The 22,442-nt window shown below is 71.3% G+C and carries 16 protein-coding genes; 10 read left to right on the forward strand and 6 right to left on the reverse strand.

Features of this window, described 5'->3' with window-relative positions; genetic code table 11:
• Positions 1-4: 4 nt before the first annotated feature.
• Positions 5-1,012 (reverse strand): LacI family DNA-binding transcriptional regulator, encoded by a 1,008-nt coding sequence (locus ACLJN9_RS26935; RefSeq protein ID WP_410814419.1) that lies wholly within the window; start codon positions 1,010-1,012, stop codon positions 5-7.
• Between the two features lie 152 nt (positions 1,013-1,164).
• On the opposite strand from ACLJN9_RS26935, the gene ACLJN9_RS26940 reads away from it, so the two are divergent.
• The 5 genes from ACLJN9_RS26940 to ACLJN9_RS26960 are packed head-to-tail and all read left to right on the forward strand — an operon-like array spanning position 1,165 to position 6,930.
• Positions 1,165-2,679 carry an alpha-N-arabinofuranosidase gene (locus ACLJN9_RS26940; RefSeq protein ID WP_410814420.1) on the forward strand — a complete coding sequence of 505 codons (1,515 nt, stop codon included), beginning with the start codon at positions 1,165-1,167 and terminating at the stop codon, positions 2,677-2,679.
• Between the two features lie 60 nt (positions 2,680-2,739).
• Positions 2,740-4,071 carry an ABC transporter substrate-binding protein gene (locus tag ACLJN9_RS26945; protein ID WP_410814421.1) on the forward strand — a complete coding sequence of 444 codons (1,332 nt, stop codon included), beginning with the start codon at positions 2,740-2,742 and terminating at the stop codon, positions 4,069-4,071.
• 6 nt (positions 4,072-4,077) lie between these two features.
• The gene (locus tag ACLJN9_RS26950; RefSeq protein ID WP_410814422.1) at positions 4,078-5,043 is read left to right on the forward strand and encodes a carbohydrate ABC transporter permease; all 966 of its coding nucleotides are present in this window, start codon (positions 4,078-4,080) and stop codon (positions 5,041-5,043) included.
• 10 nt (positions 5,044-5,053) lie between these two features.
• Positions 5,054-5,911 carry a carbohydrate ABC transporter permease gene (locus ACLJN9_RS26955; protein ID WP_410814423.1) on the forward strand — a complete coding sequence of 286 codons (858 nt, stop codon included), beginning with the start codon at positions 5,054-5,056 and terminating at the stop codon, positions 5,909-5,911.
• Entirely contained in the window at positions 5,908-6,930 is a 1,023-nt protein-coding gene (locus ACLJN9_RS26960) for a glycoside hydrolase family 43 protein (protein WP_410814424.1), read from the forward strand. The genes ACLJN9_RS26955 and ACLJN9_RS26960 overlap by 4 nt, the downstream gene beginning before the upstream one ends.
• 43 nt (positions 6,931-6,973) lie before the next feature.
• On the opposite strand, the gene ACLJN9_RS26965 is transcribed toward ACLJN9_RS26960, so the two are convergent.
• Positions 6,974-8,476: an amino acid permease gene (locus ACLJN9_RS26965; protein WP_410814425.1), complete on the reverse strand. Its 1,503-nt coding sequence runs from the start codon at positions 8,474-8,476 to the stop codon at positions 6,974-6,976.
• Positions 8,477-8,683: 207 nt separating this feature from the next.
• Here ACLJN9_RS26965 and ACLJN9_RS26970 point away from each other — a divergent pair, with 207 nt between their 5' ends.
• Positions 8,684-10,345, forward strand: a complete 1,662-nt coding sequence (locus ACLJN9_RS26970; RefSeq protein ID WP_410814426.1) for a glycoside hydrolase family 10 protein — start codon at positions 8,684-8,686, stop codon at positions 10,343-10,345.
• Positions 10,346-10,530: 185 nt separating this feature from the next.
• Positions 10,531-11,067: a phospholipase gene (locus tag ACLJN9_RS26975; protein ID WP_410814427.1), complete on the forward strand. Its 537-nt coding sequence runs from the start codon at positions 10,531-10,533 to the stop codon at positions 11,065-11,067.
• A gap of 125 nt (positions 11,068-11,192) precedes the next feature.
• Here the strand turns inward: ACLJN9_RS26975 and ACLJN9_RS26980 are convergent, their stop codons facing one another.
• Together ACLJN9_RS26980 and ACLJN9_RS26985 are read right to left on the reverse strand one after the other, a co-directional pair.
• Entirely contained in the window at positions 11,193-14,036 is a 2,844-nt protein-coding gene (locus ACLJN9_RS26980) for an ATP-binding protein (RefSeq protein WP_410814428.1), read from the reverse strand.
• A gap of 153 nt (positions 14,037-14,189) precedes the next feature.
• Positions 14,190-14,411 (reverse strand): FmdB family zinc ribbon protein, encoded by a 222-nt coding sequence (locus tag ACLJN9_RS26985; RefSeq protein ID WP_410814429.1) that lies wholly within the window; start codon positions 14,409-14,411, stop codon positions 14,190-14,192.
• A 55-nt stretch (positions 14,412-14,466) separates the two neighbouring features.
• On the opposite strand from ACLJN9_RS26985, the gene ACLJN9_RS26990 reads away from it, so the two are divergent.
• From ACLJN9_RS26990 to ACLJN9_RS27000, 3 genes are all read left to right on the forward strand, one after another.
• Entirely contained in the window at positions 14,467-15,903 is a 1,437-nt protein-coding gene (locus ACLJN9_RS26990; protein ID WP_410814430.1) for a lytic murein transglycosylase, read from the forward strand.
• Positions 15,904-15,975: 72 nt separating this feature from the next.
• Positions 15,976-16,992 (forward strand): GNAT family N-acetyltransferase, encoded by a 1,017-nt coding sequence (locus tag ACLJN9_RS26995; RefSeq protein WP_410814568.1) that lies wholly within the window; start codon positions 15,976-15,978, stop codon positions 16,990-16,992.
• A gap of 93 nt (positions 16,993-17,085) precedes the next feature.
• Positions 17,086-20,364 carry a lamin tail domain-containing protein gene (locus ACLJN9_RS27000; RefSeq protein WP_410814431.1) on the forward strand — a complete coding sequence of 1,093 codons (3,279 nt, stop codon included), beginning with the start codon at positions 17,086-17,088 and terminating at the stop codon, positions 20,362-20,364.
• Positions 20,365-20,450: 86 nt separating this feature from the next.
• Here the strand turns inward: ACLJN9_RS27000 and ACLJN9_RS27005 are convergent, their stop codons facing one another.
• A complete protein-coding gene (locus tag ACLJN9_RS27005; protein ID WP_410814432.1) occupies positions 20,451-20,966 on the reverse strand; it encodes a helix-turn-helix domain-containing protein in 516 nt (171 codons plus the stop codon).
• A 485-nt stretch (positions 20,967-21,451) separates the two neighbouring features.
• Positions 21,452-22,435 carry a porphobilinogen synthase gene (gene hemB / locus ACLJN9_RS27010; RefSeq protein ID WP_410814433.1) on the reverse strand — a complete coding sequence of 328 codons (984 nt, stop codon included), beginning with the start codon at positions 22,433-22,435 and terminating at the stop codon, positions 21,452-21,454.
• Between the last annotated feature and the right edge of the window lie 7 nt (positions 22,436-22,442).

Genomic DNA, 22,442 nt, shown 5'->3' on the forward strand with positions numbered 1-22,442 from the left:
GGGGTCAGGAGGGTTGGGATGATTCGCGGAGTTCCACGCGGTAGGAGGCGGAGAGTTCGCGGACGGGCGCGGAGCGGTCGCCGTTGAGGCGGTTGGCGAGCAGTTCGACGGCGAGCCGGGCGATCTGGGCCTTGTCCGGGGCGACGGTCGTCAGGGTCGGGATCGAGAACCGGCCGTCCTCGATGTCGTCGAAGCCGACCACCGCCACGTCCTCGGGCACCCGCAGACCGGCCTCGTGCAGAGCCCGCAGGGCACCCAGGGCGAGCGTGTCGTTGAAGCAGAAGACGGCGTCGGGGCGTACGCCGGAGGTGAGCAGACCGCGCATGGCGGCGGCGCCGTCGGCGCGGTGCCAGGCCGGCGCGGGCGCCACCAGGGCGTCGTCGTAGTCCAGGCCGGCGGCGCCCAGCGCGTCGGTGTAGCCGGTGAGGCGCAACCGGGCGCTGGCGCCCTCGGGGGTGCGCTGCGAGCCGATGGCCGCGATCCGACGCCGGCCGAGCCGGATCAGGTGCTCGGTGATCTCCCGGGCCGCGCCGACGTTGTCGATCACCACGTGATCCGCCGGGCCGTGGTCGACCCGCTCGCCGAGCAGCACCATCGGTGTGCCGTCCAGGCCGGTCAGGTCCTCCGCGGTCAGCGCCAACGGGCTGAAGATCAACCCGTCGATCAGGTGGTCGGTGATGCCGGAGGCCACCACCCGCTCGTGCTCGCGCCCGCCGCCGGTCTGGTCGATCAGCACCGTCCAGCCGAAGTCGGCGGCCGCGGTGACCACGTGACGGGCCAGCTCGGCGAAGTACGGAATGTCCAGTTCCGGGACGGCGAGGGCGATCACACCCGTGCGGCCCTTACGCAGGTGACGGGCGGAGAGGTTGGGCCGGTAGTTCAGCTCGACGATCGCCTCTTCGACCCGCGCCCGGGTGTCCGGCCGCACGTGCTCGTAGCCGTTCACGACGTTGGAGACGGTCTTCACCGAGACGCCGGCCCGTTCGGCCACGTCCTTGAGCCTGTTTCGCACGCCGACAACCTCCCCGATGTAACACTCCGCACCCTACCGCGTCACCAACCCTTTACAACGTTGCCTACAACGTTGTACAAACCATGGATACCGGGTTACCGGTGACTGCGGTCACCGGGCTCGGCACCGGCAATGAGGAAAGGTGGCAACCCTTGCGGACCGCTCAGCTGACGATCGACCCGGCCTTCGCGATCGGGCCGGCCGACCGACGTCTCTTCGGCTCCTTCGTCGAGCACATGGGGCGGTGCGTCTACGGCGGCATCTACGAGCCCGGCCACCCCGACGCCGACTCCCGCGGTCTCCGCCGCGACGTGCTGGAGCTGACCCGGGAGATGGGCGTCTCGGTGGTCCGCTACCCGGGTGGCAACTTCGTCTCCGGCTACCGCTGGGAGGACGGGGTGGGTCCGGTCGGCGAGCGGCCACGCCGGCTCGACCTGGCCTGGAAGACCATCGAGACCAACGCGTTCGGGTTGGACGAGTTCATGACCTGGGCCGCCGAGGCCGGTGTCGAGCCGATGATGGCCGTCAACCTCGGCACGCGTGGTGTCCAGGAGGCGCTGGACCTGCTGGAGTACTCCAACCACCCCGGCGGCACCGAGCTGTCCGACCTGCGGCGCAAGCACGGCGCACAGGACCCGTACGGGGTCCGGCTGTGGTGCCTGGGCAACGAGATGGACGGCCCGTGGCAGGTCGGCCACAAGACCGCCGACGAGTACGGCCGGCTCGCCGCCGAGGCCGCCCGCGCGATGAAGATGATCGACCCGTCGATCAGTCTGGTCGCCTGCGGCAGCTCCAACCGGCGGATGCCCACGTTCGCCGCGTGGGAGGCGACCGTACTGGAGCACACCTACGAGCACGTCGACTACATCTCGGCGCACACCTACTACGACCCGTCCGACGGTGACCAGGCGAGCATTCTGGCCTCGGCCGTCGACATGGACAACTTCATCACCGAGGTCGTGGCGACAGCCGACCACGTGGCCGCCAAGCAGCGGCACAGGCGCAAGTTGAAGATCTCCTTCGACGAGTGGAACGTCTGGTACGAGTCCCGCCTCCAGGCCGACCTGGACCGGCGCGGCTGGGTCGAGGCCCCGGCGCTGATCGAGGACGACTTCACCGCGGTCGACGCGGTGGTCGTCGGCGACCTGCTCATCACCCTGCTGCGGCACGCGGACCGGGTCGGGGTGGCCGCCCAGGCTCAGCTGGCCAACGTGATCGCGCCGATCCGCACCCGCAACGGCGGCCCGGCCTGGCGGCAGAGCATCTTCCACCCGTTCGCGCTGACCGCCCGGTACGCCCGGGGCACCGTGCTGCGCACCGATCCGGTGTCGCCGCGCTACGACACGAAGAAGTACGGGGACGTGCCGGTACTCGACACGGTCGCCGTGCACGACGAGGAGACCGGCGAACTGACCGTCTTCGCCGTCAACCGTGACAATACGGACCTGCCATTGGAGATCGACCTGCGCGGCCTGCCAGGTTTGTCTGGTCTGTCCTTCCAGAGCATCGCCGCCGGGTCTGACCCGTCGGCGACGAACACCGAGGCCGAGCCCGACCGGGTGACGCCCCGGGACATGCAAGCCCCCACCCCCGACGGCGGGCGGTGCACCGTGCGCCTGCCCGCCGTGTCCTGGAACGTGCTGCGCTTCGGCCCGGCAAGCGCCTGAGGACGCCAAGGCTTTGACCAGGCACAATTCATCCCGTCCCCCTTTCAAGGAGATACCAGCATGATCCAGAACGACATGAGCCGGCGGCGCCTGCTCGGCCTCGGTCTCGGACTCGGTGCCGCGGCCTCGCTGACCCTCGCCGGCTGCGGCGGCGGCGACGGCAGCAGCTCCGGGCCGGCCGCGGGCAACGGCGGCAAGGAGTACACCGGCCCGAAGGTGGACCTGAAGCTGTGGAACGGCTTCACCGGCGGCGACGGCGACATCTTCAAGGCGTTGGTGAACCAGTTCAACACCGAGCACAAGAACATCGCCGTGTCGGTGGCCACCTACCAGTGGGAGGACTACTACAACAAGCTCCCCGGTGCGGCCTCCAGCGGCAACGGGCCGGACATCGCGGTCATGCACATGGACCAGCTCGCCACCTTCGCCGCGCGCGGCGTGATCACCGAGCTGGACGACGTGGCCAAGAACCTGGGGCTCGCCGAGGGCGACTTCGCCCCCACGGTGTGGAAGGGCGGCCTCTACAACAACAAGCGGTACGGCATCCCGCTGGACATGCACCCGCTGGGCTTCTACTACAACAAGGCCGTCATGCAGAAGGCCGGCCTGGACCCGAACAAGCCGCCGGCGACCAAGGACGACTACACCGCCGCGCTGGTCGAGTTGAAGAAGTCCGGCGTCCCGGGCTTCTGGGTCAGCCCCTTCCAGTTCACCGGCGGCATGACCTTCTACTCGCTGTTGAACCAGTGGGGCGCCACCCTGTTCGACGCGGACGTGGCGAAGGCCACCTTCAACTCGGAGCCGGCGGTCGAGGCGGCCACCTGGCTGGTCGACATGATCAAGCAGGGCTTCTCGCCGGCGAACGTCGGCCAGGACGCCGACTACCTGGCGTTCAAGAGCGGCAAGAACGCCTTCACCTGGAACGGCATCTGGCAGATCAACGATCTGAAGAAGAGCCCCGAGGTGCAGTGGGGTGTCGCCCCGCTGCCCCAGATCGGCAGCAAGCCGGCCGCGTGGGCCAACTCGCACAACTTCACCATCGTGAAGCAGCGGGCCAACGACGCCAACAAGGTCTCCGGCGCGAAGGTCTTCATCAACTGGCTCAGCGAGCACTCGCTGGACTGGGCGAAGGGCGGCCAGGTGCCGGCCCGTAAGGCCGTCCGCGAGGGTGCCGAGTTCAAGGCGCTGCCGGAGATCTCGTCGCTCGCCCCCGAGCTGGAGTACGCGGCGTTCCCGCCGGCGGCCCCGGGCCTGGGCGAGGTCATGACGACCTTCTACAACTCCTTCAACGAGGCCGCGCTGGGCAAGAAGTCGCCCAAGCAGGCACTCGACGACGGTGTGGCGAAGGCCAACAAGCAGCTCGAGGACAACCGCAAGAAGTACGGGAGCTGATTCCTCGTGGCGGACGTGATCGAGGTCGGGGCGGCGCGCGGTGACGCGCCGCCCTCGGCGGCCAAGGGCGCCCGAAAGGGTGCCTCGGCGGGCCGGACCAGACGGGCGACGCCGTATCTGTTCCTCGCCCCCTACCTGATCCTGTTCGGGGTGTTCGGCCTGCTGCCGATCATCGTGGGCCTGTGGCTCAGCGTGCACCAGTGGGACTTCCAGCTGCCCAACCGGCCGTTCGTCGGGTTGGACAACTACAAGCAGCTGTTCTCCAGCGACTCCGCCGTCTACGGCGACTGGTGGGAGAGCGTCCGCGCCACCGCGATCTTCACGGTGCTGTCGGTTCCGCTGCTGGTGGTCGTACCCCTCGGGTTGGCACTGCTGTTGAACCGCTCGTTCCCGGGCCGGACGTTCTTCCGGGCGATCTACTTCGCGCCGTACGTCCTGGGCGTCGCGGTGATCGGCCTGCTCTGGCGGTTCCTGCTCGACGCCAACCTGGGCCTGGTGAACCGGCTCCTCGGCGTGGTCGGCCTGCCCTCGGACACCCCGTGGGTGACCAACATGCCGTGGGCGTGGATCTCGCTGGTCGGGGTGACCGTCTGGTGGACCTCGGGCTTCAACGCGGTGATCTACCTCGCCGGCCTGCAGGACATCTCGCCGGAGTTGTACGAGGCCGCCCGGATGGACGGCGCGAACGCCTGGCAGCGGTTCCGCAACGTCACGCTGCCCGGGCTGCGCCCGGTCCTGCTCTTCGTGATCACCACGACCGTGCTCGCCTCGGCGAACATGTTCGGCCAGTCGTTCCTGATCACCCAGGGGACGCCCGGCACGGAGACCCGGACGGTCGTCTGGTTCATCGTCGAGGAGGGCCTGCGGAACAACAACGCCGGTCGCGCCGCCGCCATGAGCATCGTGTTCGCCCTGATGCTGGCGGTCGTGAGCATCGCCAACTTCCGCCTCTTCCGCTACAAGGAAGACTGAGGGGACCGCCATGACGACGCCCACGCCGACCACGAGCGGCTCCCCATCTCCGCTGCGCCGGGTCGGGCTCTACGCCACCCTGGTGACGCTGGCGCTGATCTTCCTGGTGCCGCTGGTGTGGATGGTCATCACCTCGCTGAAGACCTACACCGCCGCCCAGCAGATCCCGCCGAGCTGGCTGCCGAACCCGATCGCGGGCTACGGCTACGAGCAGATCCTCAACAACACGGCCAACCCGGTGCTGCGCTGGTTCCTCAACAGCATGCTGGCCGCCACGCTGCACTCGCTGCTGGTGCTGGTGACCGCCTCGATGGCCGCGTACGCGCTGGCGCGGTTGAAGTTCCGGGGGCGCGGGGTGAGTTTCGCGCTGATCGTCGGGACGCTGTTCATCCCGCCGACCTCGTTGATCATCCCGAACTTCCTGATCGTCGACCAGCTCAACTGGATCGACACCCTCGCCGTGGTGGTGGTGCCCGGCGCGGCGAGCGCGTTCGGGGTGTTCTTCCTGCGGCAGTTCTTCCTCTCGCTCCCCGACGAGCTGGAGGAGGCCGCCACGCTGGACGGCGCCAACCAGTGGCAGATCTTCTTCAAGGTCGTACTGCCGTTGTCCAAGCCGGCGCTCGCCACCCTGGCGGTGCTGTCGTTCCTCACCAACTGGAACGACTTCCTCTGGCCGATCTTCGTGCTGTTCAGCCCGGAGAAGCTCACCCTTCCGCCCGGCCTGGGCCTGCTCCAGGGCTCGTACGTCACCGACTACCCGGTGATCATGGCGGGAGCGGTGCTGGCGAGCCTGCCGGTGCTGATCCTGTTCGTGCTGGCCCAGCGGCACATCATCCAGGGTGTCTCCCGCAGCGGTCTGAAGGGATGACCCGGGCAACCACCCGGCGATGCGGCGCGGCGGCGATCCTCGCCGCCGCGTTGCTCGTCGCGGGCTGCGCCGACGGCAGTGCACCCACCCCCACGAGCAGCGGGAGCGACCCCAGCATGTTCACCAACCCCGTCGTGAAGACCGACGCCCCCGATCCGCAGGCCATCCAGGTGGGCGACACCTGGTACCTGTTCTCCACCAACTCGGGGGGCCGCAACGTCCCGGTGCTCACCTCGGCCGACCTTGTCGACTGGACCGAGGCCGGAGACGCCCTGCCGGCACTGCCGGACTGGGCGGACGCCGGCAAGACCTGGGCGCCGGAGGCCATCGAGCTGGCTCCGGACCGTTTCCTGCTCTACTACACCGTCGCCGGCCGGGAGTCCGGACGGCAGTGCGTGGGTCGGGCGGTGGCCAGCGCGCCACAGGGGCCGTACCGGGACGACTCGACCGGTCCGCTGATCTGCCAGGCCGAGCTGGGCGGGGCGATCGACGCCAGCCCGTACCGGGACACCGACGGCAGCCTGTGGCTGCTGTGGAAGAACGACGGCAACGCGATCGGGGTGGACACCTGGCTCTGGTCGCAGCGCCTCGCCGACGACGGCCTGACCCTGGTCGGTGAGCCGACGAAGCTGCTCAAGCAGACCGAGCCGTGGGAGGGCACCCTGATCGAGGGGCCGTTCTTCCACCGCCAGGACAATCGGCTGCTGCTCTTCTTCGCGGCCAACGCCTACGACCGGGCCGAGTACGCCGAGGGATACGCGGTCTGCGAGAGCCCGACCGGTCCGTGCGTGAAGGCCACCGAGAACCCGATCCTGAAGAGCAACGAGGCCGCCTCCGGCCCCGGCCACGCTTCGATGGTGGTCAAGGACAGCCGGACCTGGCTGCTCTACCACGCCTGGCCGCCCGGCCAGGAGGGCAGCACCGACCCCGGTCGGCAGATCTGGCTGGACGAGGTGACCTGGGTCGACGGCAAGCCGGTAGTCAAGGGCCCGACGGGCACTCCGCAGCCCCGCCCCTGACCCGTCGGAAGGGCCCCACGCGGGGCCCTTCCGACGTCCGGGCTCAGCTGCCGGCGGCCGGTTCGCGGGGAGCCGGGGCGACGGCGGGCTCGTGCCGGGCCAGCCGGTTGCGCCGGTAGCCGTAGCCGAAGTAGATCACCGCGCCGAGCAGCATCCAGGCCAGGAACCGCAGCCAGGTCTCCACCGACAGGTTGAGCATCAGATAGAAGCAGGCCAACGCGGAGACGATGGGCAGCACCGGCGAGAACGGCACGCGGAACGGCCGCTCCAGGTCCGGGCGCTTGCGGCGCAGGATCGGCACCGCGACGGAGACCAGCACGAACGCGCAGAGCGCGCCGATGCTGACCAGGTCGGCCAACGCGGACAGCGGCAGGAAGCCGGCCAGCAGCGCCACCGCGACCGTCATGATCGCCGAGATGCGGTACGGGGTGCCCCAGCGCGGGTGCACGGCCGCGATCGAGGGCGGGATCAACCCGTCCCGGGCGATGGCGAAACCGATCCGACCCATCGCCACCAGGTCGACCAGGATGACGCTGGTCAGGCCGGCGACGGCGGCGATGGAGACGAGCACGGCCGCCCAGCCGGCGCCGACCGCCTCGAAGGCCGACGCGATGGGTGCGCCACGGTCGATCTCGGTGTACGGCACCATGCCCACCAGCACCAGCGAGACGCCGATGTAGAGCACGGTGGAGATCAGCAGCGTGCCGAGCAGGCCCAGGGTGAGGTCCCGCTTGGGCTTGCGGGTCTCCTCGCCCAGGTTGGCCACCGCCTCGAAACCGGTGTACGCGAAGAAGACCACGGCGGCGGCGCTGAGCACCCCGACGAAGCCGAAGACCGACGGTTCCAAGCCGAACAGCGCCTGCGTGACGGGCTGCTTGATGCCGTCGTCGCCACCACCCGCGGGCTCGGCCGGCGGGACGAACGGGCTGAGGTTGGCGGCCTTGACGAAGAAGAGCCCGGCGATCACCACGAAGACGCAGATCGCGACCTTGACCAGCACCAGCAGGTTGGTGATGCGGGCGGACTCCCGGATGCCGACGATCGCCACGACGCCGAGGATCAGCACGATCGCGATCGCGCCGATGTTGACCGTGCTGCCCTCCTCGCCGAACCAGCGGGTCGGCAGGTCGAGCAGCTCGGCCAGGTAGCCGGACCAACCACGGGCCACCACCGCGGCGCCCAGCGCGAACTCCAGCAGCAGATCCCAGCCGATGATCCACGCGACGATCTCGCCCATCGTGGCGTACGCGTAGGTGTAGGCGCTGCCGGCGGTCGGCACGCTGGAGGCCAGCTCGGCGTAGCAGAGCGCGGCGAGCAGGGCGACCACGCAGGCGATGGCGAAGGAGATCACCACGCCCGGTCCGGCGCTGTCCCGGGCCTCGATCCCGGTGAGCGTGAAGATGCCCGTACCGATGACGATGCCGATACCGAAGCCGGTGAGGTCGAGCGCGCCGAGTCGCTTCTTGAGCCCCAGCCGGCCGTCCGTGCCGTCCGCCTCGCTCTGGGCTATCACGTCCTTGATTGGTTTGGTTCGCAGCACGGACATGCGCTCACCCCTCAGACCGTGCGACCACCACCGTGGCGGCCGGTGACCAGCTCTGCTACCCCGCAGTGAGATCCGTCAATCGCACGGGACCCTTGCGGGATCGCGCCGAGTGTGAAAATTTCCTTCCAGCGACAGAAATCCTCCGGCGAATGTTGCCGCATGTGTCGCCCCCTCACCAACCCGGGAGCCCCACCGAAGGGACACCGCATGAAGGCAACTCGGCTCGGAGCCGCCGGCCTGGTCGCAGCCCTGCTCGGCACGCTCGCCGCCGCCACCCCCGCGAGCGCCGCGCCCGACCCGGCCGGCGCCCCCACCACCGCCACCTGCGCCACCGATCCGGCCACCCCGAAGCGGCAGTTCCGGGCGATGTGGATCTCGTCGGTCGTCAACATCGACTGGCCCAGCAAGGCGTCCCAGACCAGCCCGGATCGGATCGCCGCCCAGCAGGCCGAGTACCGTGGCCTCCTCGACCTCGCCGAACGACTCCACCACAACGCCGTCGTGGTGCAGGTCCGACCGACCGCCGACGCGCTCTGGCCGTCGCCCCACGAGCCCTGGTCGGAATACCTGACCGGGGTACGCGGTCAGGACCCCGGCTGGGATCCACTGGCCTTCCTCGTCGAGGAGTCGCACAGGCGCAACCTGGAGTTCCACGCCTGGTTCAACCCGTACCGTGTCTCCATGCCGGCACCCGGCGGTGCCGGCGCGGACCTCGACCTGCTCGCCCCCGGCCACCCCGCCCGGCAGCATCCCGACTGGACCTTCGCCTACCCGCCGGCCGAGGTCGCCGGCAGCCGGCTCTACTACAACCCCGGCATCCCCGAGGTACGCGAGTTCGTCCAGACCGCCATGATGGACGCGGTCAGCCGGTACGACATCGACGGCGTGCACTTCGACGACTACTTCTACCCGTACCCGAGCGGCACCCACCAGGTGCCCGACGATGCCACGTTCGCGGCGTACAACCGGGGTTTCACCGATCGGGCGGACTGGCGGCGGGACAACATCAACCTGCTGATCCAGGAGATGAACGGCAGGATCAAGGCGGCCAAGCCGTGGGTGAAGTTCGGCGTCAGCCCGTTCGGCATCTGGCGCAACGCCTCGGCCGACCCGCTCGGCTCGGACACCACCGGCAGCCAGTCGTACGACATCATCTCCGCCGACACCCGCACGTGGGTCAAGCAGGAGTGGATCGACTACATCGTCCCGCAGCTCTACTGGTACATCGGTCAGTACCCGGCCGCCGACTACGCCCGGCTGGTCCCGTGGTGGGCCGAGACGGTGCGCGGCACCCGTGTGCAGCTCTACATCGGTCAGGCCGACTACAAGAGCGGCGAGCCGGCGTACGGGCCGTTCTGGCAGAACCCGCGCGAGCTGTCCGACCACCTGACGCTCAACCGGGCCTACCCGGAGGTGCAGGGCAACGTGCACTTCTCCGCCGTCCAGGTGCGGGCCAACCGGCTCGGCGCCACCGACATCTACGCCGCCGAGCACTACTCCCGCCCGGCCCTGGTGCCCGCGATGCCGCACCTGCCGGCCAAGCCACTACTCTTCCCGGTCGTCACCAGGGCTGAGCGGGAGGCCGACGGGGTGCGGCTGACCTGGCGCCAACCGGCCGACGGCGTCGGGCCGCTGGGCACCGCCACCTCGTACGCGATCTACCGGTTCGACGGCGCCACGGTGCCCGGCCGGTGTGCCGGCGCGGACGCCGCGCACCTGGTCGACACGGTCCGGGCCACGCCCGGCCGGCAACAGTCCTGGGTGGACACCTCGGCCGAGCCCGGCCAGCGCTACACCTACCAGGTGACCGCTCTGGACCGGTTGGCCAACGAGAGCCCGGTCAGCCCGCCGGCCTTCGTTCTGCGCTGACGTACGACCCTCGCCGGATGCCCCGGGTGCCGCCGCGCATCCGGGGCATTCGTCTGTTTCAACGTCTGTCACCAATAGTTGGTGCGACACATACCGACAAGTTGATCAGTTGATCGAGACTCATCGACATCCGGTAACCCGCCGGTAACTTCCGTCCCACCCGCTCACCCCCGCGGAGGTAACCCGTGCCCCGACGTCTCGCCACCCTGTTCGCCTCGGGCGCGCTCGCGCTGCTCGCCACCGTCGCCGTCGCATCCCCCGCCACCGCCGCCACCCCCCAACAGCGGCTGTCCGTGCTCTCCAGCTGGACCCAGACCAGCGCGTCCAGCTACAACTCCTGGAACAGCGCCCGAGTCAACCGGGCACCCTGGGCCGACTACGCCTTCGACTGGTCCACCGACTACTGCTCGTCGAGCCCGGACAACCCCCTCGGGTTCACCTTCAACCTGGGCTGCTACCGACACGACTTCGGCTACCGCAACTACAAGTCCGTCGGCCAGTTCAGCGCCAACAAGTCCCGCCTGGACAGCGCCTTCTACGAGGACCTGAAGCGGGTCTGCGCCACGTACAACGCGGTCGTCCGGCCGGCCTGCTACAGCCTCGCCTGGACCTACTACCAGGCGGTCAGCATCTTCGGATCGGTAGCGGCAGTGCAGCAGGCCGACATCGACCGCGCCGCCCGAATGAAGGCCGACGCCGAACGCCGCGCCGCCGCCCACTAAACCGAACCGGCACCCCCACCCACCCACCCCGCCCGCTCCAGCCGGTTGATCATGAGGTTGGCGTTGGATGATCTCCAACACTGCCGTCAACCTCATGATCAACCCGTGGGGTGGGTGGGGTGGTTTCAGGCTCGTTCGGTTCTCTGGGTGGCTGGGTGGCGGTCCGGGTCGGCGGGACGGCGTGGTGCCGGCCGGGACAGGCCCGTGCTGAACCGGGTCGAATCCGCCGCCAGGTCCGGGTGCTCCACGTCGAGCGCCAGCGCCGCAGCCTCGTCCAACCCCAACTCGGCGCCCTCGCCGTACGCGTCGTCGAAGGCCACGTCGCCCAGCGTCGCCCGCAGCTTCGCCTGCTCGTTGGCCCAGTAGCCACCGTAGATCCCCGGTGTGGCCCGCATGCTGGCCCGGGTGGCCTGCGCGGCCCCGAACAGCCGGGCGGCGGTCAGCCGGTCCCCGCCCGCCGCACAGCGCACCGCGATCGCGTTCAGCGTGTCGCACGCCCGACCGTGGTAGCCGTGGCCCATCCGGGAACGCAGCGCCGCCAACAGGTGCTCGTGCGCGGCGATCACATCGCCCCGCGCCAGCGCCACCATGCCGAGCAGCATGTCCACCGAACGCCGGCCCCGCTCCACCGGCCGGGCCGCCTCCACCGGGCGCACCGCCCCCAACAGATCCGCCGCCTCCGCCAACGCGCCCCGGCGCCACAGCAACTCGGCCAGGCTGAACACCGCGAACAGCGCCTCGCCGACCACGTCCTGCCCATGCGCCCAGTCGATGACCTCCCGGCACACCCGCTCGGCCTCGACGAACTGGCCCATGTCGACGAGCGGCGCCGCCCGCCCGGCGAGCACCCGGGCCAGCAGCCCGGCGTTCCCGGCCTGCCGGGCGGCCGCCTCCGCGCGTTGCGAGAACCGCAGCTCCTCGGCGAACTCACCGTCCGCGCCGGCGTGCAGCGAATGCATGTGGTACGCCGCCGCCAGTTCCGCCTCCGGAATCCGCTCGCCGGTCTCGGCGATCCTCCCGTACAACCGGAACAGCCAGAGCCGGCCCTCCCGGGCCAGCCCACGCTCGCGCCACCACTGGTCCAGGCCACCGGCCAGACCGAGGCCGGCGCGGGCGCTACCGCCCGTGGCGCACCAGCGCAGCGCGGCCCGCAGCTCCCCGGCCAGCGGGTCGAGGGCGTACAGCGAGAGCGTCACCGGTCCACCGTCCGGGCCCAGACGAGCCCGCTCCAACGCGTGCGCCGACCAGGCCACATGTCGGTTACGCGCAGCCTGCTCCTCGCCCGCCTCGGCCAGCCGCCGCGCGGCGTAGGCGCGGATCGGGTCGAGCATCCGGTAGGTGCTGCCGGCAGCACGAGGCTCGGCCAGCACCATCGACTTGTCGACCAGCACCGAGAGCGGATCCAGCGGGTCGTCGCCCAGCAGCCACTCCACGGTCGCCAGGTCCACCGGCCCGGCGAAGACCGCCAGCCAGCGCAGCAGCCGGGCGGCCCGGGGCCCCAACGTCCGGTACGACCACGTGACGGTGGCCTGCATGGTCAGGTGCCGCTCGGTGGCCGAGCGGTGCACCGCCCTGCTCGCCGCGGTGGGCGGTGACATCCCGGCCGCCGCCGCCACCAGGTCCACGGTGTCCTGTTGATTGCCCGACCAGCCCCGCTCCACCGGGGGCGGCTCGGGGTCCTCCCGCCCGGCGTCCAGCGTGCCGAGCACGTCGTCCAGCCGCTCGGCGAGCTGACCGACGGAGAGCACCCGCAGCCTCGCGGCGGCAAGCTCGATGGCGAGCGGCAGCCCGTCCAGCCGCTGCACCACCCGGCGCAGATCCGCCGACTCGGTCGGGTCCGGCGGTCGGCCGCCGCGCGCCGCCGCCGTACGGTCGAGCAACAGCGCCACCGCGTCGCTCTCCGCGCCGTCCGCGCGTGGTTCGACCGAGAGTGGCGGGATACGCCACACCACCTCACCAGGCAGGCTGAACGACTCCCTGCTGGTCGCCAACACCCGCACGCCCTCCCCGCCGGAGAGCAGCCGCGAGATGACCTCGGCGCAGGCGGACGGCTGCGTGTCGCAGGTGTCCAGCACGACCAGCATCCGGCGGGCGGCCGCGTACTCGACCAGGGTGTCCAGCATCGGTCGGCCCGGCTCGGGTCGCAGGCCGAGCACCGCGGCCATGGCGAACGCCACCAACCCCGGGTCGGTCACCGCGGCGATGTCGACGAACCAGACCCCGTCCGGGTACGCCTCGACCACCCCGCAGGCCAGCTCCACCGCGAGCCGGGTCTTGCCCGCACCACCGGCGCCCAGCACGGTGACCAGCCGGTGGCCCTCCACCAGCCGCCCCAGCTCAGCCCGCTCGGCCTGTCGGCCAACGAACGAGGTCACCTGGGTCGGCAGGTTGTGCGCCACCGCGTCGGCGGTACGCGGTCTGGGAAACTGCCGCTCCAGCCCGGGCGCGACAAGTTGGAACAGGCGCTCCCGGTCGTCGAAGCCACGCAACCGGTGCAGGCCGAGATCGAGCAGGGTGGCGCCGGGCGGCAGTGGGTCCGCCAGTCGGGCGGTGGACGCCGAACAGAGCACCTGCCCGCCGTGGGCGGCGGCGGCCACCCGGGCCGCCCGGTGCACCTCGTGGCTGGCGTACTCCCCGTCGCGCGGCTCGGCATAGCCGGTGTGCAGACCCATCCGCACCCGTGGTGCCGCCTCCACTGTGGGCCAGTCGTGGTTGGCCAGAGCCCGCTGGGCGGTCAGGCAGGCGGTCAACGCCGCCGCCGCGTCGTCGAAGGCCAGGAAGAACGAGTCGCCCTCGGTCAGCAACTCCGCACCACCGGTGCCGGCCAACGTCCGGCGCAGCAGCCGTCGGTGTTCGGCGAGCACCGGGCGGTAATCCGGGCCGAGCAACTGGGCCAGCCGGGTCGAGCCCTCGATGTCGGTGAACACGAAGGTCACCCAACCGCTCGGGAGCTGGATCCGTGGCGACATGCGTGGAACCTCCGCCCGTGACGTCGGGTTCATGCTGCCTGAGTCCGAGCGATCACACATCGTGAGAACGGCCGGGCAGGTGCCGCCTCAAGGTGCCACTCGGACCCGGTCCCGGCAAGGGTGGCCCACCAGGCGGTCGCGAAACCCCGCGGATCAGCAGCCGCAGGCGCCGCCGCAGCAGCCACCCCCGGCGGGAGCCGAGGTGCTGCCTCCCGCGCCGCCCCCTCCCCGGCCGGTCATGGCGACCGCGGAAAGCAGCTTGACCGTGTCGGCGTGTCCCTGCGGGCAGGCGGCCGGCGCACCGGCCGCCGCCATCGGGCGGTTGACCTCGAAAGTGTCGCCGCAGGCGCGGCAGCGGAACTCGTACCTGGGCATGGCACCCAGGGTACGTGGACCTGACGCCCGACGGGTCATGGGTAATACTCGACGGGTGGTGGACGGCGAGGACCAGACGCGGGTACGACCGCTACGCCCGGCGGCGCCGTTGGAGAGCCCGCTGGGCGGGTCGGGGGCCGCGCCGGACCCGGCGCCACGAGCCGTGCCCCGACCTCGGCGCCCCTGGCTGAGCGGCCGGGCCACCGACACAGCCACCCCCTCAGCGGACACTCCCGCAGCGAAGCCGACCGACCCCGGAGAACCCGATCCGGCCGCGGCCGACCAGGAGGCCGCCACCCCGAAGGCCGATGCTCCGAAGACCGATGCTCCGGCTGCCGAAACGGCAGCACGGGAGCCGGCCGAGGGGCCGAGCACCGAGCCGACGGCCGCTGACCCGACGGCCGCAACGTCAACCGACGCCACCGTGGCGGATCCGACGGCGACCACCGTGGACGGCACCGCGACAGCCACCGACACGGGCTCTGCCACTGCCGCCGTGCCGGACTCCGACGGCGGGCGGCGACGACGGATGCCGTTCGCGCACGCGGTCCGCCTGCCACCGCCGCGCCAGGCGGCGGCGACCGCGGCCCGGGCGACCCGCGCCTGGGCCCGCCGGCCCAGCGGTCGACTCACCCTGCCCGGGGTCTTCCTGCTCGCCCTGGTGGCCGCGACCGCCGCGGCCGGCGCACTGCTGGTCCCGGCAGCCGTCCGCTCCCCCCGGCCGGTCGCGGTCGACGCCTCCGCCGGACCGAACGCGAACGTTCCGCCCGGCTCCCCCACCGGCCTGCCCGGCGGGGGACCGCTGCCGAGCGGACCGCTTCCCACCGGACCGCTCCCGACCGGGCCACTCCCGACCGGGCCACTACCCACGGGGCCGCTGCCGACCGGTGGTCTGCCGACCGGGCCGGCCGGCGGTGGACGGCCCTCGGATGCCCTGGCCGGCTGGGCTCAGCAGGTCGGCGCCAAGGTCGGCGTCCCCCCGGCGGCCATGCAGGCGTACGGCTACGCCGAGTTGGTGCTCGCCCAGACCAACCGCAGCTGCGCGCTGAGCTGGACCACGCTGGCCGCGATCGGGCAGGTCGAGTCCGGGCACGGCTCCGCCAACGGCGCGCGGCTGGGACAGGACGGCAAGGCGCTGCCGCAGATCATCGGTCTGCCGCTGGACGGGCAGGGCGGCCGGATGCGGATCATCGACACCGACCGCGGGCTGCTCGACAGGGACACGACCTTCGACCGGGCGATCGGGCCGATGCAGTTCATCCCGACCACCTGGCAGGAGATCGGCGCGGACGCGGACAACGACGGGGTCAAGGACCCGCACGACCTGGACGACGCCGCGCTGGCGGCGGGCAACTACCTGTGCAAGGGCGGCCGCAACCTGAGCATCGCGGGCGACTGGTGGAACGCGATCCTGTCGTACAACGACGTGCGCCGGTACGCCCAGGACGTCTTCGACAACGCAAATCGGTACGGACGGGCCAGCCGCACGTGAAGTGATCGTCCAAGTACATTAGAGAACTGGACACTTCCCCCGGGCACCCGTTAGCGGCAAGCTAGACGAGTGATGGTGCGCGAGTGGGACCCCAGGACCGCGTCGTCCGCCGAGATCGCGTCGCTGCTGGACACGCTGAACGCGGTCTTGGCGGTCGATCTGCCGCAGGACCCGCCGTGGCGGGAGACCTCCCTGCGGGAGTACCTGGCCGAGGTGATGCCCGGCGAACGGCGGATCTCCTGGGTCGCCCAGGCCGAGCCGACCGACCCCGGCGAGCCGGGCGCGGTCCTCGGGCAGGTCCATGTGCTGCTCCTCGGTGACATCGGCGTGCTCGAGGTGCTGGTGCACCCGTCCGTGCGGCGCAGCGGCCTCGGTCGTGACCTGGTGCTGCGTGCCGCCCGCCGGGTCTACCAGGAGGGTTTCCAGTCGATCGGGGTGGAGGTGGTCGGCGACACGCCGGCGGTGGCCTTCTACGAGTCGCTGGGCTTCACCCGGGAGTACGTGGAGACGCGCAGCGTGCTCGACCTGACCACGGTCGACTGGGCCGAGCTGGCCGAGATGGCCACCGGCATCGGAGCGGGTTACCACCTGGAGTTCTTTCCCGGCGGGCCGCCGGACGACCTGATCGAGGCGTACGCGCGGGCCAAGGCCGAGGTGCGCGACGTCGACGACAGTGAGCTGCGACCCAGCTCGTACGACCCGCAGCGGCTGCGGGACAGCCTCGACACGCTGCACCGGCGGGGCATGAAACCGTACATCGTGCTGGCCCGACACGAGCAGAGCGGCGAGGTGGCCGGCCTGACCGAGGTGGTGGTGCCGGCACAGCACCCGACGCGCGCCGACCAGTACGACACCATCGTCGCGCAGGACCACCGCGGCTACGGCATCGACCGGGCGATCAAGGCCCGGATGCTGCTGGAGCTGCGTTCCGCGGAGGCGGAGCTGGCCGAGGTGCAGACCTGGAACGCTCAGGCCAACGAGGCGATGCTCAAGGTCAACGCCGAGCTGGGCTACCGGCCCGACCGGGACTGGTGCGAATACAGCGTCGACATCGCCGAGCTGGTGCACCGCCTCGATCCGCCCCGCTGAGGGAATTCACGCAAGTGTCCACTTGGGGATGGACGGTGGACAGTCGCGCACCTTAACGTGCGGTGACTCCCATCCACCCATCGTGGAGGCCCTATGCGCCCGCGCCGCACCATCGCCGCGCTCGCGACCGCCACCGCCGCCGTGACCATCACGGCGATCGGTGTCGCACCCACCGCGGCAAGCGCCGCGCCCACCGACCTGTTCATCTCGGAGTACGTCGAGGGTTCGTCGAACAACAAGGCGCTGGAGCTGTTCAACGGCACCGGCGACTCCGTCGACCTCACCGGCGGCGGCTACCAGCTCCAGCTGTTCTTCAACGGCTCCAGCACGGCCACCACGATCGCGCTGACCGGGTCGGTGGCGGCCGGCGACGTGTTCGTGTTCGCCAGCGCCTCGGCCGGCCCGGCGATCATCGCCCAGGCCGACCAGACCACCGGGGCGAGCCTGTTCAACGGCGACGACGCGATCGTGCTGCGCCGGGGCACCACTGTGCTCGACTCGATCGGTCAGGTGGGCGTCGACCCGGGAACCGAGTGGGGCGCGGGCGCCACCAGCACCGCGGACAACACCCTGCGTCGGCTGCCGACGGTGACCGGCGGCGACACCGACCCGTCGGACGCGTTCGACCCGGCCACCCAGTGGGCCGGCTTCCCGGTCGACACGTTCGACGGGCTCGGCACGCACACGGTGGACGGCGGCGGACCGGTCGACACGCCGGCCACGCTGACCTGCGGCGGGCCGCTGGTCACCGCTTCGGGCACGGCGGCGACCCGCGAGGTCACCGCCACCGACCCCGACGACACGATCGTCGACCTGGCGGTCACGGCGGTCAGCCCGACGCCGGCCACCGGCTCGATCAGCCGCACCGCGCTCACCCCCGCCGACGGGCTGGGCGGCACGGCCCGCGCCACGGTCGGCGCGAGCGCCGATCTGGCCGCCGGGGCGTACACCGTCACCGTCACCGCGACCGATGCCGGCGGTGGCACCGCCAGCTGCGCGTTGGTCGTGCAGGTGACCCGGGAGCTGACCGTCGGCGAGGTGCAGGGCAGCACCACTGACGACGAGTCCGGCCCGGCCGACCGGTCGCCGCTCGCACCGGCGAGCGGCAACGGCACCAGCAGCACGCTGTACGACGTACGCGGCGTGATCACCCAGCTGACCCTGGCCCGCACCTCGACGGGGGCGGAGCAGCACGGGTTCTTCCTGCAGAGCCGCACCGGCGACACCGACGGCGATCCGACCAGTTCCGACGGCATCTTCGTGTTCCTGGGCACGTTCACCTCCCTGATCGGCGGTTACGTGCCGACGGTGGGCGACGAGGTGGTGCTCCGCGCCCGGGTCTCGGAATACTTCACCCTGACCCAGCTCTCCGGTGCCTCGCTGGTCCGCCGAGTCGCCACCGGCCTGGACGTGGACAGCGCGGTCGCGGTGACCGACGCGGTACCGCCGGTGCAGCTGACCGACGCCCAGCGCTTCTGGGAGCGGCACGAGGGTGCCCGGCTGCGGGTACGCGCGGGCAGCGGCGCGGTGAGCGGCCGGGACGTCTTCGCCTCCACGGCCGACGCGGAGCTGTGGGTGGTCGACCGGGACGACCCGCTGCTGGACCGCGCCGACCCGTACGCCCGACGGGTGTTCCGGGACTCGCACCCGCTGGACAACGACCCGACCCGTCGTTTCGACGACGGCAACGGCCAGCGGGTGCTGCTGGGCAGCATGGGCGTGAAGGCCACCGCCGGGGACAGCACCGCGCTGCTCCCGCCGGCACACACCTTCGACACGCTGCGCGCGGACACGGTGGGCGGGGTCTACTACTCGTTCGAGAAGTACGGCGTCCAGGTCGAGCGTGCGGAGTTCGACGCCGGGGCCGACCCGTCGAAGAACAACCCGCCGAAGCCGGCCGACCGGTCGCAGGAGGTGGCGGTCGCCACCTACAACGTGGAGAACCTGTACGACTACCGGGACGACCCGTTCGACGGCTGCGACTTCGCCGGTAACGCCGGCTGCCCCGGCGTGCAACCGCCGTTCGACTATGTGCCGAGCAGCGAGGCCGACTACCGCGAACACCTCACCGCGCTCGCCGACCAGATCGTCTCCGATCTGCACGCACCGGACCTGATCCTGGTGCAGGAGGCCGAGGACCAGGACATCTGCACGGTGTCCGGGGCGGCGTTGGTCTGCGGCGACACGAACAACGCCGACGGCGCGCCGGACAGCATCCAGGAGTTGGCGGTCGCGGTGGCTGCGGCCGGCGGGCCGGCGTACGCCGCTGCCTATGACCGGACCGGCGCGGACGCCCGCGGTATCACCGCCGCCTTCCTGTACCGCACCGACCGTCTGTCGTTGGCGGCCGCGGCGGCGAACGACCCGCTGCTGGGCTCGGTGCCGACCGTGCGGTACCGCGCGGCGGGGCTGCCGGCGAACGCCGACGTGCAGAACCCGAAGGCACTCAATGCGGTGCTGCCGTCCGACGTGGACACCTCGACCGGTAAGGACGGGAACAACGTCTTCACCCGCGCTCCCCAGTTGGGCAGGTTCACCGTGGCCGCGGCCCCCGGCTCGTCCGAGCGGTTCACCCTGTACGCGCTCAGCAACCACTATTCCTCGGGCCCGGACAGCCGGATCGGGCAGCGTCGGGAGCAGGCCACATACGGCGCGGCGATCGTCACGGCGATCGAGGCGGCCGACCAGAACGCCAGGGTGGTCTACGGCGGGGACCTCAACGTCTTTCCCCGCCCGGACGATCCCATCGCCACCGGCGACCAGCCGACCCCGTCGGACCAGTTGGCCCCGCTCTACGAGGCGGGCCTGCACAACCTGTGGGACAACCTGGTCGCGGACGTGCCGGCCTCCGCCTACTCGTACAGCTTCGAGGGGCAGGCGCAGACGCTCGACCACCTGTTCGTCAACGACGCGCTCTACGGCGACCTGGTGCAGGTGCGGGCGGCGCACGTCAACGCCGACTGGCCGGCGGAGTTTTCCGGCGACGGGTCGCGCGGTTCCAGCGACCACGACCCGCAGGTGGCCCGGTTCCGGTCCCGGGCGTCGCTGACCGTGGCCGACGCGACGGTGGTCGAGGGCGATCAGGGCAGCAGGCAGCTCGCCTTAACCGCCACCGTGTCCCGCCCGCTGTCCCAGCCGGTGCTGCTCTGCGCCGCCACCGTCGGCGGCACCGCGCAGGCAGGGTCGGACTTCGACCCGTACGCCGGCTGCAAGGTGCTGGCGGCCGGGCAGACCTCGGTCACGTTCCCGGTGACCGTGCGCGGTGACCGGAAGCGGGAGTCGGACGAGAAGCTGACCCTGCTGGTCGCCGGCGTACCCGGCCTACGGCTGGCCGATCCGCTCGCAACGGGCACCATCACCAACGACGACTGATTCGCCAGGTCGTTCGACGGCCCGTCGTCCGGGGTCACCTGCCCCGGCGGCGGGCCGCATCGTGTGCCGCCTGCTCCGTGACGGCGTCAGTCGTAGTCGTAGTCGCGAGACTGGGGGTCTGGCGGAGGCGGCAGGTGGCGGTTCTGCGCGACCCGCACCTCCCACTGGCTACGCCGTCGCCGCGCCTCCCGATCCGCTGACGAGCGGTGGTAGGTCTCCGGCGGTCGAGCCAGCCCGTAGATGTCCGCCCACCACTCTCCCGGCTCGGGGTCGAGGATGGTGTCCAGATGCGAGGGGTAGCGCCGATCCGCGCCGTCGTGGATGTCCTCCCGATCGGCCATCGGCTGAATCACCCGGCCGTTCTGGTCGACCACGACCAGATAGAGCCCGGCCGCGCCAAGTAGGCGCTCCAGTACAGCCAGACTGGGGGTCAGGCTGCCCGCCTCCACCCGCCCCACCGTCGAGGGTGCGACCTTGGCAAAGCGCGCCATCCGGTGCTGGCTCAGCCGAACGATCCGACGCGCCCGGCGGACCAGGCCGGCGATGGGAAACTGACCGACGGTAGGGCCAGTCGGAGGAGGAAGGTCGAGCGCTGACGCCATCCGCCCACCATTCCCGGACGGACACCCAGTCTCTACCCCCTGTGGATAACCTGTGGATATTCCGCGCTGGAGCGTCTTAGGAAGACCACCAACGGCATCGGTTCAGGCGTTGCCGGGCGGGGCGTTGCCGGGCGGGGCGTTGCCGGGCGGGGCGTTGCCGGGCGGGGCCGGCTGGTTGCACCCCTTTGCTCTGCTTCAACGGGCGCAACGCTTTTGGGGTGCCACCGTTGCGCCCGTTGAAGCAGAGCAAAGGCGGCGCACAGGGGTCCCGGAGCCGGCGGAAGCCACGCGGTCGCGGGGGTCCGGGCGCCACGGCATCGCGGGCACTGCGGCATCGCGGACACGACACCGCGGACACCGCGGACACCGCGGCATCTCGGACACCGCGGCATCTCGGACACCGCGGCATCTCGGACACCGCGGCATCGCGGGCACTGCGGGGCTGCCACGCCCGGGCGGGCTGGACCGAGCGAACTCCTGGCCGCTCAGTAGCGCTGCCGGAGCAGCCCTGCGGCCTCGACGGCCCAGTAGGTGAGGATGACCTGCGCGCCGGCCCGCCGGATCGACGTGAGCGTCTCCAGCATCACCCGCTCCCGGTCGATCCAGCCGTTCGCCGCAGCGGCCTCGACCATCGCGTACTCGCCGGAGACCTGATAGGCGGCGACGGGAACGTCCACCGCGGCCCGCACCGCCGACACCACGTCGAGGTAGGGCAGTGCCGGCTTGACCATCACCAGGTCGGCGCCCTCGGCGACATCCAGCGCCACCTCACGCAGCGACTCGCGCAGGTTGGCCGGGTCCTGCTGGTAGGCACGCCGGTCGCCCTCCAGCGCCGACTCCACCGCGTCCCGGAACGGGCCGAAGAAGGCCGAGGCGTACTTCGCGGCGTACGCCAGCACGGCCACGTCCTGCTGCCCGGCCGCGTCCAGCGCCCGGCGTACGACGCCGACCTGGCCGTCCATCATCCCGGACGGCCCGACCATGTGGACCCCGGCGGCGGCCTGCGCCACCGCCATCTCGGCGTAGGCCTCCAGGGTCTTGTCGTTGTCCACGTCGCCGGCGGGGGTGAGCAGCCCGCAGTGCCCGTGCGAGGTGAACTCGTCCAGGCACAGGTCGCTCATCACGACCGTGGCGTCGCCCACCTCGGCCACCACGTCGCGGATGGCGACGTTCAGGATGCCGTTCGGGTCGATGCCGCCGGACCCGGTCGGGTCCCGCCGCTCCGGCACGCCGAAGAGCATGATGCCGCCGACCCCGGCCTGGACCGCCTCGGCCGCCGCCTTGCGCAGCGAGTCCCGGGAGTGCTGGAGCACCCCCGGCAGCGACCCGATGGCCCGGGGCTCGGTGAGCCCTTCCCTGACGAACATCGGCACGACCAGCTCGGCCGGGTCGACCCGGGTCTCGGACACCAGCCGGCGCACCGCCGGTGTGCGGCGCAGCCGGCGGGGCCGGATCTCGGGGTACGACATGGGAAGC

Origin of the sequence: Micromonospora sp. 067-2, from assembly GCF_046549295.1 — a bacterium.
GTDB lineage: Bacteria > Actinomycetota > Actinomycetes > Mycobacteriales > Micromonosporaceae > Micromonospora.